General features: G+C 64.4%; 14 protein-coding genes. 9 read left to right on the top strand and 5 right to left on the bottom strand.

The window, feature by feature from the left end; translation table 11 throughout:
* Positions 1-34 precede the first annotated feature (34 nt).
* Together AKJ09_RS01600 and AKJ09_RS01595 are read left to right on the top strand one after the other, a co-directional pair.
* Positions 35-643 (top strand): hypothetical protein, encoded by a 609-nt coding sequence (locus AKJ09_RS01600; protein ID WP_146645404.1) that lies wholly within the window; start codon positions 35-37, stop codon positions 641-643.
* Positions 644-899: 256 nt separating this feature from the next.
* Positions 900-1,925 (top strand): metallophosphoesterase, encoded by a 1,026-nt coding sequence (locus AKJ09_RS01595; protein ID WP_146645403.1) that lies wholly within the window; start codon positions 900-902, stop codon positions 1,923-1,925.
* A 69-nt stretch (positions 1,926-1,994) separates the two neighbouring features.
* Here AKJ09_RS01595 and AKJ09_RS01590 read toward each other — a convergent pair whose 3' ends face one another.
* The gene (locus tag AKJ09_RS01590) at positions 1,995-2,666 is read right to left on the bottom strand and encodes a DUF7986 domain-containing protein (protein WP_146645402.1); all 672 of its coding nucleotides are present in this window, start codon (positions 2,664-2,666) and stop codon (positions 1,995-1,997) included.
* 542 nt (positions 2,667-3,208) lie between these two features.
* Here AKJ09_RS01590 and AKJ09_RS01585 point away from each other — a divergent pair.
* Positions 3,209-5,650, top strand: a complete 2,442-nt coding sequence (locus AKJ09_RS01585) for a hypothetical protein (RefSeq protein ID WP_146645401.1) — start codon at positions 3,209-3,211, stop codon at positions 5,648-5,650.
* A gap of 323 nt (positions 5,651-5,973) precedes the next feature.
* Here AKJ09_RS01585 and AKJ09_RS52570 read toward each other — a convergent pair whose 3' ends face one another.
* Positions 5,974-6,129: a hypothetical protein gene (locus tag AKJ09_RS52570; protein WP_169927166.1), complete on the bottom strand. Its 156-nt coding sequence runs from the start codon at positions 6,127-6,129 to the stop codon at positions 5,974-5,976.
* 183 nt (positions 6,130-6,312) lie between these two features.
* Between AKJ09_RS52570 and AKJ09_RS01580 the strand changes: the two genes are divergently transcribed.
* On the top strand, positions 6,313-7,368 hold the full coding sequence (locus AKJ09_RS01580) for a hypothetical protein (protein WP_146645400.1): 1,056 nt from the start codon (positions 6,313-6,315) through the stop codon (positions 7,366-7,368).
* A gap of 174 nt (positions 7,369-7,542) precedes the next feature.
* On the top strand, positions 7,543-8,028 hold the full coding sequence (locus AKJ09_RS01575) for a hypothetical protein (protein WP_146645399.1): 486 nt from the start codon (positions 7,543-7,545) through the stop codon (positions 8,026-8,028).
* A gap of 22 nt (positions 8,029-8,050) precedes the next feature.
* Here the strand turns inward: AKJ09_RS01575 and AKJ09_RS01570 are convergent, their stop codons facing one another.
* Both AKJ09_RS01570 and AKJ09_RS01565 read right to left on the bottom strand, forming a co-directional pair.
* Positions 8,051-8,701, bottom strand: a complete 651-nt coding sequence (locus tag AKJ09_RS01570; protein ID WP_146645398.1) for a peptide chain release factor-like protein — start codon at positions 8,699-8,701, stop codon at positions 8,051-8,053.
* Positions 8,698-9,948 carry an RtcB family protein gene (locus AKJ09_RS01565; RefSeq protein WP_146645397.1) on the bottom strand — a complete coding sequence of 417 codons (1,251 nt, stop codon included), beginning with the start codon at positions 9,946-9,948 and terminating at the stop codon, positions 8,698-8,700. The genes AKJ09_RS01570 and AKJ09_RS01565 overlap by 4 nt, the downstream gene beginning before the upstream one ends.
* 137 nt (positions 9,949-10,085) lie before the next feature.
* Here AKJ09_RS01565 and AKJ09_RS01560 point away from each other — a divergent pair, with 137 nt between their 5' ends.
* From AKJ09_RS01560 to AKJ09_RS01545, 4 genes are all read left to right on the top strand, one after another.
* Positions 10,086-11,654, top strand: a complete 1,569-nt coding sequence (locus AKJ09_RS01560) for a sigma-54 interaction domain-containing protein (protein ID WP_146645396.1) — start codon at positions 10,086-10,088, stop codon at positions 11,652-11,654.
* A gap of 250 nt (positions 11,655-11,904) precedes the next feature.
* On the top strand, positions 11,905-12,354 hold the full coding sequence (locus tag AKJ09_RS01555; protein ID WP_146645395.1) for a hypothetical protein: 450 nt from the start codon (positions 11,905-11,907) through the stop codon (positions 12,352-12,354).
* A 13-nt stretch (positions 12,355-12,367) separates the two neighbouring features.
* Positions 12,368-13,279 carry a hypothetical protein gene (locus AKJ09_RS01550; protein ID WP_146645394.1) on the top strand — a complete coding sequence of 304 codons (912 nt, stop codon included), beginning with the start codon at positions 12,368-12,370 and terminating at the stop codon, positions 13,277-13,279.
* Positions 13,280-13,439: 160 nt separating this feature from the next.
* Positions 13,440-14,702 (top strand): hypothetical protein, encoded by a 1,263-nt coding sequence (locus tag AKJ09_RS01545; protein ID WP_146645393.1) that lies wholly within the window; start codon positions 13,440-13,442, stop codon positions 14,700-14,702.
* A gap of 119 nt (positions 14,703-14,821) precedes the next feature.
* Here AKJ09_RS01545 and AKJ09_RS01540 read toward each other — a convergent pair whose 3' ends face one another.
* Positions 14,822-15,931 carry a TIGR03118 family protein gene (locus AKJ09_RS01540; RefSeq protein WP_169927165.1) on the bottom strand — a complete coding sequence of 370 codons (1,110 nt, stop codon included), beginning with the start codon at positions 15,929-15,931 and terminating at the stop codon, positions 14,822-14,824.
* Positions 15,932-16,029 lie beyond the last annotated feature (98 nt).

Here is a 16,029-nt window from a genome sequence, read left to right as displayed (position 1 = left end):
GGGGGTTGGGGCGAGTGGTAGTGTCAGACCGTCCATGGAGGCCGAGATCGACAAGGTCGCCTTCCCGCGATTGCACGCGTATTGGCGGGAACTCCCGCAGGGCCTTGCGTCCCATCCCGGCTGCCTCTCGAAGGCTTCGATCTACCGAAAGTTGCTGGAGATCCGACCGGTCGATCGAAGTCGTGGGGCGCTTCCCGCCGCGCTCGTCGACTTGATCGAACGTCCAGCGCCGATCGGCGCCTGGGTGCCCACGACGCTGGTCAACGCGATCGAGCTGGCGGTCGCCGACTCGTGCGGCTCCGACAGCGCGTTCGTCGAGGTAGCGCATCGGATGAACCGCGACCTTCTGCGGTCGCCGATGTACAGCGCGATGTTCGCCCTGCTCTCACCAACGACGATGCTGAAGGTGGCCACTTCGGTTTGGAGTCGCTTCCACCAAGGAACGAAGCTCCACGTTGCGTTCGCAGAGAAGTCTGCGACCGTCGTTTTGACGTTTCCTCCGTTACTCCATCCGAAGCTGATTCTGCTCGAGAAGGGCACGGCCTATCAGAGCGCCGTCGAGGTGGCGGGCGCGAAGGACATCGCCTGCCGGCTCGCCGAGGTCAGCGACCGTCACGCTCAGTTCCGAGTGCGCTGGAGCTGAGCGAGACGTATCGGTCACCGCGTTCGGACGACCCCGGCGAGCCTCGCAGCACCTCGAAGAGCGCTCGCTCACGGGGGACTCTGCCGTGAAGCTGCCCACCGATCGTCACGATCGGTTTTGAATGGGGCGGTTAAGTGACGATCCGGTGTCATGGATCGCTCGGCCCTCAATCGGGCGGATGGGCTTGGATAAATCAATGAATCCAAGTGGTTAGCGACGTGTGGGAGAGGGTGCGTATCTTGCTAAGGCAGGACGCATGCGTCCTCGCTCGATTGCGACGTTGTTTCTTGGCCTCTCGCTCGCCTTGGTCTCTCTCCATTGCTCGGCGGAGGTGGAAGGGGAAACGACCGGTGAAGAGGACGCCATCACCGCTCGGACTCGCAACTTCACGACGAACCCCGCCATCGTCCAGGTCGACAACGTCAAGGACATCTATGCGGTGAGTGACGCGCACGGCCAATACGAGATCTTCACCACGCTGCTCGCCAACAATCATCTCATCGACGCCGTGAACCCGGACCCGACGAAGACCAAGTGGACCGGCGGCGCCGCGACTCTGGTCGTGGCGGGTGACATGATCGACAAGGGCCCGAAGTCTCTCGACGTCATCGACCTCGTCCGCACGTTGCAGGCAGACGCTCCGCGTAGCGGGGGGCGCGTCATCGCGACGATGGGAAATCACGAAGCCGAGTTCATGGCCGATCCGAACAACAAGAAGGCGACCGGATCGAGCGAAGTCGACAGGTGCGGTATCGACAGCGAGCTGCTCGCTGCACATATCCCTCCCGCATCGCTCGTGAAGGGAACCGACCCGGGAGGTCGGGGGGCTTGGATCGCGAACCTGCCTCTCGGCGCACGCGTCAACAAGTGGTTCTTTTCACACGGCGGAAATACGTCTCAAAATTCGATCAAGGACCTCGAGAAGACCCTCGAGAAAGGACTCACGAAGACAGGTTTCGGCGACAAGGACATCACGGGAAACGACTCGATCCTCGAAGCACAGAATTGGTACGGCGATCCCACTGACCCGAAGGCGGGGAAGAAGGCGGCGGCTGCGCTCGGAGTCGATCATATCGTTTTCGGTCACGACCCCGGCGCGTTTGGCGCACGCGGTCGGGTGGCCAAGTCGTCGAATGGGATTCTGGTGAAGATCGATACGGCGATGGGGATTCACCAGGCGAGCGGCATCAGCCAAGGCTTTCTGCTCCATGTCGAGGTGGGCGGCTCCTACGAGATGGCCGAGATCCTCGATAGCTCCGGCAACGCCACGCCGCTCCTCTGACTCCCGCTCGGCACGTGTCGCATCGAGGATGCGTTCGAGCGAGATCGCGGGCCTGAGCTCAGGCCGAGCTCAGTTCTCGGGAGTGCGGGGCTCGAGCGGCTCGTCGCGCAGTCGTTCCGTGCCACGGAGAGCGACCGTGACGAGGTCGGCCACGATACGACCTTGCTCGGCGGTGGACACGCCGCGTAGGCCGCTGGGAACCGCACCGGGCCAGCGGCGCTCGAGGACGGAGAGAAGATCCGCGGCGAGCTCGCGGTCGAACGGGAGTGCGGCTCCGGTCAGGACGGCGAGGCCGCCAAGCGGGACGACGCGCGTGGCGATGAGCTGCCCGCGCTCGGCGATCTTGGCCAGTCCTTCGTCGGCAATGAGGAGGGGCTCGTCGTAGAGCCGATCGCGCGCCGCAATCGTGACGCCGTCGTTGGAGGGGTCGAGCTCGAGCACCGTGAAGCGCGAGCGTGACATCGCTTCGAGAACCGCGCGTTCCGTCGATTCGAAGGCGGAGCCTCGGTTGTTCAAGACGCGCTCGACGGTATTCTTGCCGTCGGGGCGATAGTGATGGATGGCGTAGTCGGTCACGACGGCGAGCTCCTCCTCTTGCTGTAGGGAGAGCGCTCCCTTGCGCCACAAACCGAGCTTCTTCGCCGAGTCCTCCATGGCCTTCGGCGTCAGCGACTTCAAGAGAACCGCGTGCACCACGTCGCGGGCGGCTCGGATGCGCTCTTGTTCGAGGCGGGCGTCCATGACCACGGGGGATACACCGGCGCCGCTCGGGCGAGAAGCTCGGCAAGCTTTTTCGATCCGAATCGGCGTCCGCGCGTCGTTGCCACGCCCGTCGTCGCTTCAGGTGCGCGAGGCGTCGCGTGGTCGCGTGGTCGCGTGGTCAATCGATATTCGGTTCGGTGACGAGCGGTGAGTGCGTAACTCTTTTGTAAACGGATTTCGTGACAGATTTGCGCAAAGAACCGTCGGTATTGTCGCCCATTTGGTTTTGATTTGGTCGAGCGATGAGCAGGCATCGGTCGGTGTTCGTTCGCTCGCACCACGCCGGCCGTCGGGGATGGCATCGGCGCCGCACATCGCTGGTCTGCCGCCAAGAATTACGGCGCCGAAAGGTTTGTTAACGGCGGCCGCTCTTTGCCGGGCGCGCACGATTTCGACGACGCCGATGACGGATGCGGGCGCCGTCGGCAATTGCGGATAAGCGGCGTGAACGGTTTTGTCCTAACTAAAACTTAAGCGACTCCGTTCGTGCCTGGGTGTAGGTGAATAGACAGGAGCGTGCCATGAAATCTGCCTCGCAGTGGCTCGTGATCTTGGCAGCAGTCACCACGGGAGCGGTCAGCTGTCTGACCCGTCCGGTTGGAACGGAGCTGCCGACGACGAAAGAGAGCTTCACGACTTCGCTGTCTCAGGCGCAGGTCGACAAAGTCGACTTGCTCTTCATGATCGACAATTCCGCGTCGATGGGGGACAAGCAAGCCGTCCTCGCCGATGCCGTGCCGCAGCTCATTCAGGGGCTGCTCAAACCAAAGTGCGTGGACGCGAACGGCGTCCCTACGGGCGGCGTCGCCGAGCCGCTCGGCACCAAGGACAATCACTACGGCTGCGCTAGTGGTGATCCGGAGTTCAAGCCTCTCACGGACATGCACCTCGCGATCGTATCGTCGTCGCTCGGAAGCTATGGCGGCGACGTGTGTACGGATACCGGTCGTTCGAACGATCGGGGGCATCTGCTCGACCTGGTGAAGGGCGGCTCGGAGCTCCAGGAGGCGAAACCATCGAACTTCCTCTCGTGGTTTCCCTCGTCGGAGGACAATGCGGACGCGAAACGGCATCCCGCGCCTACGAGCTTCGGCGGCACGGCCATCACGGACGTCGATGCGCTGAACAAAGACTTCCAGACGCTGGTTGTCGGTGTCGATCAGACCGGATGCGGGTTCGAATCTCAGCTCGAATCTTGGTATCACTTCCTTGTCGCGCCGGATCCGTGGGTGAAGATCACCGTCGACGGGAACGGCCAAGCGGACTACGGCACCGATGTCGACGTCGACCTGCTCCGACAAAGGGCCGACTTTCTGCGACCCGATTCGCTCGTCGCGATCATCTCGCTCTCCGACGAGGACGACTCCGGAACCGACCCTCTGTCGGTCGGCGGGCAAGGCTGGGCGTTCCACGCTTCCAAGTTTCCCGGCTCGCCGGCGGCGCGCGCCAACAACGGCGGCTCGACCGCGCCGCGTGGAACGAGCATCTGCCAGACGAATCCGCTCAGTCCGGACTGTACATCGTGCGGATTCGCGGCGTCATGCAACGCGAGCGATCCCTCGTGCCAGAAGATGAAGAACGATCCGAATTGCCAGGCGAACGGCGGATACTTCGGATCCGATCAAGATCAGCTCAATTCGCGATGGAGCTGGCAGCTCGTTCGGCCGAGCTATGGAGTCGATCCGCAGTATCCACTGAAACGCTACGTCGACGGCCTCACGAAGCAAACGGTTCCGTCACGTGCGCAAGAGCACGCGACGACGTGCGCGGACGGAAGCGCCGCCAAGAACGGGAGCTGCGGAGGCGCGCGCCGGATCATCAGCGGCTACGGCCCCGCGGCGAGCAGTTGCACGAATCCGCTGTTCGCACGAAATCTTCCGAGGGGCCCAGGCGACGATTTCTGTGGCCTCGCGACGGGCAGCCGGTCACCGGACCTCGTCTTTTTCGCTCACATCGGCGGGGTGCCGAACCAGCTTCTCTACAAGAAGAAGGACGGCTCCTTGGCCGACGGTAGTACGGCGGCGTCCGAGCTCGATCCCCAACAGCGAATCAGCCCGATCAACTGGACACCCATCCTCGGAGCGGATCCGTTCAATTACGACTTCTCCGGCATCGATATCCACATGGTCGAGTCGAAGACGCCTCGGCAGGGCATTCCCGGGCCGAGCACGACGCACGGCGACAATGGAACGGACCCCGTCGTCGGTCGCGACTGGGACACCAAGCTCGACGACCTCCAGTTTGCCTGCACGTTCGACCTCCCGCAGCCGAAGACCTGCGCGAACGGAGATCCGTCCTGCCAGTGTGACGGCACACTCAACCCCCCGCTGTGTGGGACGACGGCGAACACACAAGTCAAGGCGAAGGCCTATCCGACGATTCGCGAGTTCATGGTCGTCAAGGCGCTCGGCGAAAATGGCATCATCGCGTCACTCTGCCCGCTCACGCTCCAGGGCGACAAGAACGCGCCGGCGTATGGATACAACCCGGCCGTCGCTGCCATCGTCGATCGTCTGAAGAACGCGCTCACGACCCAGTGTCTGCCGCATCCGCTCACGCGCGAGCCGGGGTCGAACGACGTTTCGTGTCTCGTTCTCGCTCAGCTCGCCGACGCCGGCGACAAATGCGCCAATTACCAACTTCAGGAGCCGGCGCCGGAGGTTTTGGCGAAGTTCCGCGAGCAGCAGAAGAAGGCATCCGGAAACGTCGGAGACGGCGGCATCGATCTTTCGGCGTTGCCGGTCTGCGAGGTTCCCCAGAAGGTCGTTGCAACCGGGGACACCTGCAAAGACGACACGGCCATCGACTGGTGTTACGTCGAGAACGATCCTGCGACAGGCAAGGGGCCTGCGGGACGTTGCCCGCAAGCGCTCCTCTTCTCCACGGGCTCGGGCCAGCTCGGCGGCGCGCGCTTCAGTCTCCAGTGCATCCAGCAACAGGTGTTCGGCAGAGACGGTGGTTGAGGCCTGCGCGCCTGGGCCTCGGGCGGACCGAAGGACGTCGATGTGAATCAGGACGTCCTGGAGCGCCTGAGATCACCGCGACCGCCCCGAGTCTTTGGGTGGCGACATCGCGATCGATCGAGCCCACTCGCATGCCGTGCGGTGATCGTCGAAAGCCTTGCTGGGGAAGTCGCGCGTCTTGGCCCAGGTGTACCCGTGATACAGGAAGCGCACGACGGGATTGCGGATGACAATCGCTTCGCCCAACAAGGCTCCGCGCTGACAGAGCCTGTCGGCCCCTTCCGCCACCTTCTTTCGATGCAGGGCGGTGGTGGTCGACAGGTTCAGGTCGGTGATGTCCGCAACGATGACGAGGCACCACGCCGGGTGAAGATCGCCAGGAGGCGAGCCTCGAACTCTTCGATGTCGGGCAGCGTGAGCGTCGCGCTGTACGTCGCGATCACGACCGGCCAATCCGAAGACTCAATCACGGGGACCATGACGCACGAATAGTGCCGGGAAACGCATCCCTGGCGTCAAGGTTCTTCAAGCAGAGCCGTATCGAGGTTGCGGGGCGGCCTACGCTTCGGAGCGCTCGCTCTGACACTGCAGAACGTTACGGGCCAAGTATTTCCAGCGGCATTGTCATCGAAGCTCGGAATGCGCGTAGCATCGCGCCCACGATGGACCTCACGACCTCTCCGCCGTCCTGGGCGAAACCGCTGCTGGAGCGCGTCACCAAGCTCGGCGCCACTATCGCTACTTCCTCGACCTCGAAGCGCGGGGAGGTCATCGCTTTCGCGGTCGCAACGCCCTCGGTCGTCTTCGCGGTCACCCGCGAGCGTCCGGATCACCCGGTGGCCGTCGTCGGCTCGTGGAGCGCGGAGGACGCGATGGCCATCGTTCGCTCCCTCGTCGTTCGGAGTGCGCGTCGCATCGCGGAGGGCGGGCTCGTCTCGACCCAGTTCGACGACCTCGAGAGCATTTCATTGGACCGGCTGCCGCCGCAGTTCTTCGTCGCGCCGGCCGACACATGGGGCCGCGACTGGCCTCGTGTGTCGCTTGCGGTGGGCTGCACGTGGGCCGAGATGGCGCTCACTCCCGAGGAGCGTGAAGCGGCCGTTCGCGCGCGATCGCACGAAGGCGTGACGGGCAATGACGTTCTATCGCCGCTCGGGCCCGCATTCGAAGGTATCGCTCGCGCGCTCCGAAAGGCGAACGAGCCGCTCTTGAAGAGCGCCGCGTGGGTCATGCAATCACTCATCGCCGATCATACGGAGCTCGCGCGCCAGCATCTGGCCAAGCTCGCCGTGCAAAAGGGCCTCGATGACGATCGGCGCGATCTCGTTGGGGCACTCTGTGACGAGCTCAATCCGCGCCTGCTCTCGGGCCTGCGTCCGGGCCCGCGCGCGGTCCTGACTTCTTTTCGTATGCCGCAGAGCGCTGGTGGTGCGCTCGCCGTCGCGTTCTTCTATCCGGACTCCGAGAGCAGGACATCCAAGCTCGTGGAGCGTCACCCCGAGCCCGATCTCGCGCAGCACGAGGTCGACTCCGGCTTCTCCACTCTCGGACGCATCTTCGAGCGGCACCAAGCGCTCATCGCGAAGGCGCTCGAGCAGCACGGCGGCTTCAAGCTTCTCCGCGGATTCCACACGGGCGTCAGCCTGAAAGACGCCCTTGCTTCGTTCGAAGCGGACGGCTTCGTGCCGGTCTCGCTCGTCCTCGACGACGCACTCTGAACGGGGCACGATCCGGTGCGATTCTGAATGACCGGCGCGGCGGAGGGGCTCGCGCCTGCGGAGTTGGACTCGCTCCGGAGCGCGTAGCAGATCGCCTCTCGAAATCTGGCGGTTGCATTCGAGACGGTTCGGTCGACGCCGGTCGTCGTCTTTTGTCGAAGCGCGGAGTGCAAGATGTCATTCGGCGCTCCGGCGGAAGCGGCCGCGGCAAATGACTTTGGCTTCGCCAGCGCCCAGCTGGTCTTCGAGGACGGCTCGCTTGCTCCCTCCGCCGTCGTCGTGACCGGGCCCGTGGAGGGGACGTCACGCATCCTCACGCACGAGATGGTCCACGCGGAAATGAGGGCCTGGGTGGATTACGATCGTTTGCCCACTTGGTTCAACGAAGGAACTGCCACCTTTCTCGCCGCTGAGCCGCGATGCGAGCCGAACGCGCCGAATGACATCGACGTCCGTCTGCTCGTGACCAAGGCGCAGTGGCAGCGTCACCTCCGAAAGACACGTCGCACCCGTGACACCTACTGCGCGGCACGCCACGAGGTGGAACGATGGCTGACGCGCGAGAGCGGAGATCACGCGCGAGCCGAGGCAATCCGAGCGCTCATGATCGCGGTGGGAGAAGGAACGCCTTTCGACCGCGCATTCGACGCGGCGCGCTGAATCACACGTCGAGCGCGGATGATCAGCGGACGGGCAATTCGAGCTCGAGCGCGCCCGCTTCATCGAGGCGGTAGGAGCGAACCGCATTCCCTCGGATCAATCGGTAATGATTCGAGCGATGACCGGCGCGTTCATGGGCGCGCGTTTCAGTCACGCGCTCCCGCAGCACGGCGCCGAGGCGTCGAAGAGCATGGTCCATATTGGCCTTCTGGGATCGCTCCGAAGACGAGCGGATACGAATTCCGGAAGGCAGGTGATGAAGGCGTATGGCGCTCGAGGTCTTGTTGACGTGCTGACCGCCAGGACCGCTGGCTCGGCACGCCGATACGACGATATCGTCTTTGGATATCCCCACCTCGTTGTCGGACGAAGTGACCGTGTCGAGAAGTTCGACCGCAGCGAACCAACGCTTGCGAGAGGCCTTGCTTCGTTCGCGACTGCGATGGATGAGCACGTGGGTGCCTTCCTCGTCACGTAACCACGCTGGCGGCGCCCCGCCGAATCGAAAGGAGACGGAGCGAGGCTCGCGCTCGTCACCGTGAAACGTGATGTCTCGGGGCGAGAGACCGTTCTCGACGCAGATCCGTTCGAAGCGTTCGGCGAGTTTCGATACGAAGCGTCGAACTTCGACAGGACCAACCCCCGCGCTAACCTGGAGAACAAATTCGCTCATAGCTTCACGGTGACGACCGGCACGAGTGACGCGACGCGTGTGGCAAGCCTGTTCGCTTCGAGCGCGCAGATGATGGGCTCGATGGCTTTGTACGCGTCGGGATGTTCCTCGAAGAGCAGGTCCTTGTCGTCGCAAATCACCCGCCCACCACCGGGCGAACGCGAGAGCTCCGCGCGATGGTATCGAGCGCGAACTTTTTCGCGTGCCTCGGTTCGCCCCATTCGACGGCCGGCGCCGTGCGCGACGGAGCGAAGGGATGCCTCTTCGCCGTTCCCCTTCATCACCCACGAAGGCGCGCCGCGACTGCCGAGGACGACCGTGAATGCGCTCTCGTAGGCGGGGGCCGCGCCTTTTCGATGGATCCACGCGGGAGCGCCGGAGACGAGCTCCGCGCGGACGTCGTTGTGCGTGACGTCGAAGCTGCCGCGGATGGCCCCCGCGCGAAGCGCCGAGAGCGCGGAGAGAAGCCGATACGCGACGACGAGTCGATTGGTTCGGGCGAAGCGGCAGGCACCCGCGAGCTCGCCGAGGTACGCCCCGATTTCGGCGCCGACGAGCGGGCGAGCACACCAGGCTCGGAAGAGCGCGGCGCCTAGACCGCGCGAACCGGAGTGCACGAGGGCCACGAGCGAGTTCTTTTCGAGTCCGATGGTCTTTCCCGCCTCGCTGTCGACCACGTGCGAGACTTTGGATATCTCGGCAAAGTGATTGCCTCCACCGATCGAGCCGAGGGCACCTTCGAAGCCCGCGCGGAATCGCGAGGGGTCGCCGCTGGGGGGCAGAGCGTCGTCCGTCGTGTCGAGCGCAGCCAACCTTCGCAGTGCTTCGGGCACTCCATCGACCTCGAGAAGGCCGGCCGGCCCTTGCGACCACGCGGCATCGAAGAGTCGTGACGGCTCGACGTCTTCGAAGATCGACTCTTCCCAGGCACGTCGGATACGCCGCTCGAGCTTGTCGGGCGAGACGTGATCTTCGTTCGTGACCACGATGCGCGCGCCACAACCCGCGTCGCCCCCGACGAGGAGGGGATAGACGACGTCTTGCGTCGCGACGACCGCGCCGATGGGGAAGTCGCGACCGGCATGGAGATCCGGCATTCCTGCCACGCGCAGGCAGCCGGGGAGGGCCGCAACCGAGGCAATCTGATCGGTCGCATTCCCCTCCATCCAGACGCCGGGGCCGTCGAAGACCCTGGCGAAGCCGGGGAGACCGGCGAGGCCGTGTTGATTCTGTTCGGGGTGCTTCATTGTCGTTTTGCTCGGGCCTTCAGCAAGCGGCGGGCCACGTCAGCGAGGCCGGTTTTCCCGGTGAATCGACAAGATGTGGTGCACCATGACCCAACGCGGCTGGTTCATGATGAACCATGTTGGTCTATGATGAACCAGTGAAGCGCCTCCTCCTTACTTGGTCGGACCGCGGTGTCGAAGGACCTGCGCCTGCTCACCAAGCGAAGCGACCGGCAAGCGATCGTGGCCCCGTCTTGCGGTTGCTCGAAGATCCCACGAGCACGCATCGATACGATCGAGCCCTCGTTCTCACCGTGCCCAAGGGCTTGCGACCGGCCGAGGCCCTGGCGCACGACATGAAGCGGCACGTTGGTGAGGTCGACGTGCGTGCCGTTTCTCTCGACGACCCCTCCGACTACGCGGCCCTCTTCAGGCAGCTCGCGCCTCTGGCTTCGGAGATCGAGGGGACGTGCCCGCCTTCGAAATGGAACGTCGACGTTCTCCTCTCCGCGGGAACTCCGCAGGCCCAAACCATCTGGGTGATCCTGGCGCAGGCGGCGATCCTGCGCGCCCGCCTTCTCCAGGTCATCCCGGCGGCATTCGTTCCCTCTCCCCATCCCCGCGCCGTGCGAGAGGTCTCTTTCGATATCGAGGGATTTCCCGAAATCCGCGTTCTTCGCGAAGAAGTGTCACGACTTCGTGCCGAGGTTCGCGCGCGCGGGTCGAGGATCGTCGCCGAGAGTGATCCGATGCGTGAGCTCATGGCGCGCGTCGTACGCGTCGCGCGGAGCGAGTTGCCCGTGCTCGTCCAGGGCGAGACGGGCGTGGGCAAGGAGCTCGTGGCCCGTGCCATTCACGATGGCAGCCCACGCGCAGCAGGACCGTTCGTGGCCGAGAATTGCGGTGCGCTCGCCGAGAGTGTCCTGGCGAGTGAACTCTTTGGCCACGAAGCGTCGGCATTCACCGGCGCTGGCGCGCGTCATCGTGGGCTCTTCGAGCAGGCTCACGGCGGCACCATCTTCCTGGACGAGGTTGGCGAGCTACCGGTCCAAGTTCAAATCATGCTGCTCCGCGTCCTGCAGGAAGGCACGCTCCGTCGCGTCGGCGGAGAGAAGCCGGTTCGTGTCGACGTTCGCGTCGTGGCGGCAACCCACCGGGACCTGACGAAGATGGTCGCAAGGGGCACGTTTCGCGAAGATCTCTATTACCGCCTTCACGGCGCCACGCTGCGAGTTCCTCCTCTCCGCGAGCGCGTGAGCGACATTCCCTCGATGGTGAAGGCCTTCCTCCAAGAAGCCTTCGTGGGCAGAAGAGGTCGCGCGCTGACGGTGACACCCGCGGCGATGCGAAGGCTGGCGAGCCATTCGTGGCCAGGCAACGTGCGCGAGCTGAGAAGCGAAGTTCAACGGTGGACCGTGTTCTGCGATGACGCGGTCGATGTCGAGGATCTGGCCCCCGAGATCCTGGAAGGCAAGCCTGCAGCACCACGTCCTTCCGGACGCCAAAGCGAACAGGCCTCCGCGCCGGTGCAGCCGCTCCGTGCAGCCGTCGACGAGGCCGAGCGCTCCGCCATCGAACACGCACTCCGCGCGTGCTCGGGAAATCTCTTGCAGACGTCGAAAGCCCTCGGCGTCGAACGCAATACGCTCAAGCGGAAGCTGTACGCATTCGGCCTCTATCCAGGGGAAGCGAGCGCGGTCGGCTCCCAGCGTCGACGGCGTAGGTAGAAACCTCAGAGTTCGCGGCTCGAACGTTGATATTCGAATTCGGAAACGAACTGAGATCGACGTCCGCACTCGGAAAATCTGGCGTTGGATTCGTGTAGGTCGGCATCCGCCAATCCGTCGTGCGCAATGGTGATCGCGCTGGGCACGAGAATCGACACACGATAAACGAGGGCGCCATCGTGGCCGTTGTCCGCGCGCTCTGGGGAGGCGCGGCCGGCGGTCGGATCGTCGCTCGCACAGGACTGTCAGAATGGAACAGCGCTCTCACTCGCCCATCGAGGTCACGTCCGGCTGGGACGTCCTCGCGGCGATCGCCGGACTCGCCGTGGCTCTCGTCGGCCAGACACTTCCGTTTCGAATTTTGGGATCGTACTACGTCGTACTTTGGGTGGGAGCGCCGGCGCTCGCCGTCGTCCTGCGCCAGCGGTACTTGCCGCAACTGACGCCGCCGCCACCCACACGTCTGCCTTCTACGGGTCGCTACGTTCTCGGATTGGTCTTGATGATTGGCAGCGGCTTCGTCGCTGCGATGTCGGGGCTCGTGGCGGGAATCATCTGCGTGGGCATGGCCGAATCCCCTCGCATGCCGACGTTCGGAGAAGCGCTCGGGATCGGCATCACGCTGGGTATCTTTTCTTGCGCTCTCTATGGCGTCGTCGTTGGACTGCGCAACGCACGGCGCCCCACGGGAAACGGATAGCGCGTATTCGCCAATGCGCGCTTCCTTCTTCGTTCCGGTCGTCTTGCTTTTGATCGTCGCGGTGCTCGCCGTGATGGGGGTGAGTGGCGCGACCATGACCCGCGCCGAGCAGCAGATCTGGTACGGACTGCTCATTGCGTTCGTTTTCGGCGCAACGTGGCTTGCGATGCGTGATGCACACGCCTTCGCCGGTTTCGTCGCCCTGCTGTCGCTCGGCGGCGGTTTCGTCCTCTGGATGTTGGCGACCGTCTCGCCCATGCCCCTCACGACCGTCGTTCTCGGAGCGAGCCTTTCTTTGCTCGGTTTCGCGGGTGGAATCGGCTTCGTCGTATGGGCGACCTATTCGAAAGACCGGATTCCCGACGTTCTTCGCGCCCGGTTCGAGTCCGGCGCGATCTTCGAAAAGATGGGGGTGCAATTCGTGATGCACGCCCCCAGCGTGCTGCCCAAGGACATGATCGCGCCCGTCGAGATCGTTCTGCAGAACTGCACGAACGCATCTCGCCGAGTCGATATCGCGCTCGGCGAAGCGCCACTCCTGCCCGCGAAACCAGCGCTCGTGTCACGCGCGCCCGCCACCGTCGAGCTGGCGCCGAGCGAGGTCAAGCGCGTGGTATTTCCGGTTTGCGCCTCGGCGGATGCCGGTCACTCGGTGCGGATCTATTCACGCTTGCGGATATCCGGCGAGCCGGGGCGTCGAACGCGGCGGAGGCGTGCGCCGCCCCATACGGCGCCGGTTGGGCTCCTTCAGATCCTCGTCGTTTCGCTCTTCATGTTGCCACTCGGTTGCTTCCTTGTCGTCTTCGACCGCGGGGGCATTCTCGTGCAGATGATGCCCGCGCGAAGGCTGCGGGAGCTTGGTGAAATGCCCGAGCCGAGCGTGGAGACTCTGTGGGCAGAAGGTTCCGCAGTCGACGCCGCCTAGTTCCAGGTTCGTCTCTTCCTCCTCTCACGAGAGGATTGGACCGCGCTGGTAGCCGTTCGCATCGCCTGCGCATAGGCGTCTTTGCGCCAACGCGTTACACCAAGGCGTCACGCGCGCAAATGTGCGAAGGCGCCGGGTTCTGTTGGCGTATCGTGCGCGCATGGTTCGGGCCAGGTACGCGGTTCGTACGATCGGGGTCGTAGCCCCGTCGGCCCTCGTGCTCGCCGTCGCGTGCAGCTCACCTTATGGCGAAGCGCCGGCTTCCCCTGCGACGGGCGACGCAGCGTCCAGCGAGGCGACCTCCGAGCACGTCGATGCAGCGGCGTCCGAGCCTTGCCAGCGTGCGCTGCCCAAGGGGCTGCCTGCGACGGACGACGATCCGATGACCGAGCTCGAGCCGTTCGTCATCGCCGTCGACACGTTGGACTTCACCAAGAAGGGTGATGCCAAGGGCTTCGATCTGGACGGCGTCTGTACGTGTGACACGCGCCCCGGCAACGCGCACCAGGGGAGTCCGAGCTGCCGCGGCAAGGAAGCGTGCGATGGTGAAGGCGGTATCGACAACGCCTTCGGTGATCTGATTGCCTCGATCCAGACCGACGTTGTCGGTGGTAGCTCGCTTCTGGCGAGCCTGGGGGATCTCTCCACGGACGTTCGTTCCGGGTGGCGTAGCGTCTTGCTCTATCTCCTCCACTACAACGGTCTCGCGAACGATCGCGAGGTGGAGATCGGCCTCATCCCCTCCGACGGCATTCGCTCGCCGACGTGCCCCGGTTCGAAGGAAGGAACGAGCGGGAACTTCTCGCCCGGCCTGTGTGGTGACGACGCGTGGAGCACCACGCCCAAGGGCTTCATCGACGGAACGCCCGCGCTGCGAGCGGTTGGCTACGTCAACGACTACCAGCTCGTCGGCCGCGCGGAAGGCAAAGCGTCGGTGCCGTTCGGGGCTGCGCCCTTGGAGCTGGGAGCGCCGCTCATTACGGGGAAGATCGTTCCTCTCGGCGAGGACATGCAGCCGCGCGCGCTGAACCAGCGACCCACGACGGAGAAGGAGAGACGCCTCTTCCGCATCGACGACGGGCAACTCGTCGGACGGCTCCCGTCGTCGTCGCTTCTCGCCACCGTCGGCAACGCGACGCTTGGTCCGCTCGCCTCGAAGCCGAACGAGCGTGTCTGCATGAACCCGGTCTACCTCCTCGTACGCACCAAGGTATGTAGTGCCCTCGACGTGGCCGCCTCGCCGTCGTTCGACTTCTACGAGAACTTCTCGTGCGACGCGATCTCCGCAGGGCTCACCTTCACGGCCAAGCCTGCGGTGCTCGGCCCCGTGTACGAGGCGCCCCCCACGTTGAACGATTGCTACCCGGTCGATGGAAAGCCGACCAAGCCGACGGCCTACGCGCCGAACTACCTCTGCCCGTGACGTGCCGTCTCTCGGTCAGCGAGCATGACCGAGCGGCACTTGGCGTCGCGAGAAACGATGCCGAGCGCCGCCTCGAAGAGCGGTTGTGACGTCTGACGACGGACGCTCCTGCTCGCTCATCAGCGAGGCGTGGTCACGAGATCCAGACGCCCAAAGGCCCCCTTCTTCTCGTCGTTCGGGCCGGCGGTGAAGAAGAGCTGGTGCGAGTCGAAGCCTCCCGCACTGGGCGCGAATCGGAGGCTCCAGAGGCCGTCGATGGCCAATGGCTGATTCTGGGCATCACCGATAGCTCCCTCGAACGTCGCCACGAGGCCCTTGTCGTGGATGTCGACGTCGAAGACGTTGATCGCTCCGTCGCCGAAGTTGCCGACGAGGAGGCGGTGCGGAACGTTCCCGAAGGCGTCCGGCGTCACGGCCATGCCCCACGGCGAGTTGAGCGGCCCGTTCGAGACGACTCGCGAGAGCAGATTGCCGTCGGCGTCGAACGCGTTGATGAACCCGTTTCCCGCACCTTTGACGTCGTCATGTTTCTGGTCGTTTTGCTTGGCGTAGGTCACGATCACGACTCCACCGATCGCCGCCACGTTGAACGGCGCGAAGTCGGAGGGAATCGTCGAGTCCGTGAACGCGTCTTGGGCGAGGTTGACCTGCTTGTAGCCCTCGTCGAAGACCTCGACCTTGTTGGCGTGGAAGTTCGTCGCGTAGATCCTCGGCTGGCCTCCCGAGCTCGCGATCGTGACGCCCTTGTAGACGGCGTTGTTGCCGGAGTTGTCGACGCGGATCGTTCCGTCGCCGGATGCCGGAAGTCCCACGATCGTCCCGTCTTCGGTCGCGGCGATGAAGGCGTCGCCGTCGAAGGCTTTCGGGTGATCGTTGAGCACGAGCCCGGTGGGCGCGGAGGTGTCGGTTCCGGAAGGCGCCGGTATCTTGCGCGTCGAGACGAGCGAAATGTTGCCGTCGTAGATGCTCGCCTTGCCGCTGCCGTTGTCGGCGATCCATGCGCGACCCGTCGGCGCGAAGGCGAGCCCCCACGCGTTGACGAGATCCGGATTCTTGTCGTCGGTGACGAGCACCGTCTGGTTCACGGCCGCCGCGATCTTCGTACCGGCGCCCGAACCCCGGGTCTCGAGAGGACTCGTCGACGAGGACGTTCCGCTGGGCTCGCGATCCGTACCGCAGGCCGCGCCGACGAGCCCCAGCGCGAGCATGACGCTCCATTCTTTCCGCATTGTCGGTCTCCCCTTTCGAAGCGACTCTCCGGAGTCGCAGCGTGACCAAGCGTTCGCACGCGATCGGCTCGCCTCAAGGCGACAAGGAACCCCGCAGC

This window comes from Labilithrix luteola, from assembly GCF_001263205.1.
In the GTDB taxonomy this organism is placed as follows: domain Bacteria; phylum Myxococcota_A; class Polyangia; order Polyangiales; family Polyangiaceae; genus Labilithrix; species Labilithrix luteola.
The sequence above is the reverse complement of the archived record's forward strand: the minus strand, read 5'-3'. Positions and strand labels throughout refer to the sequence as shown.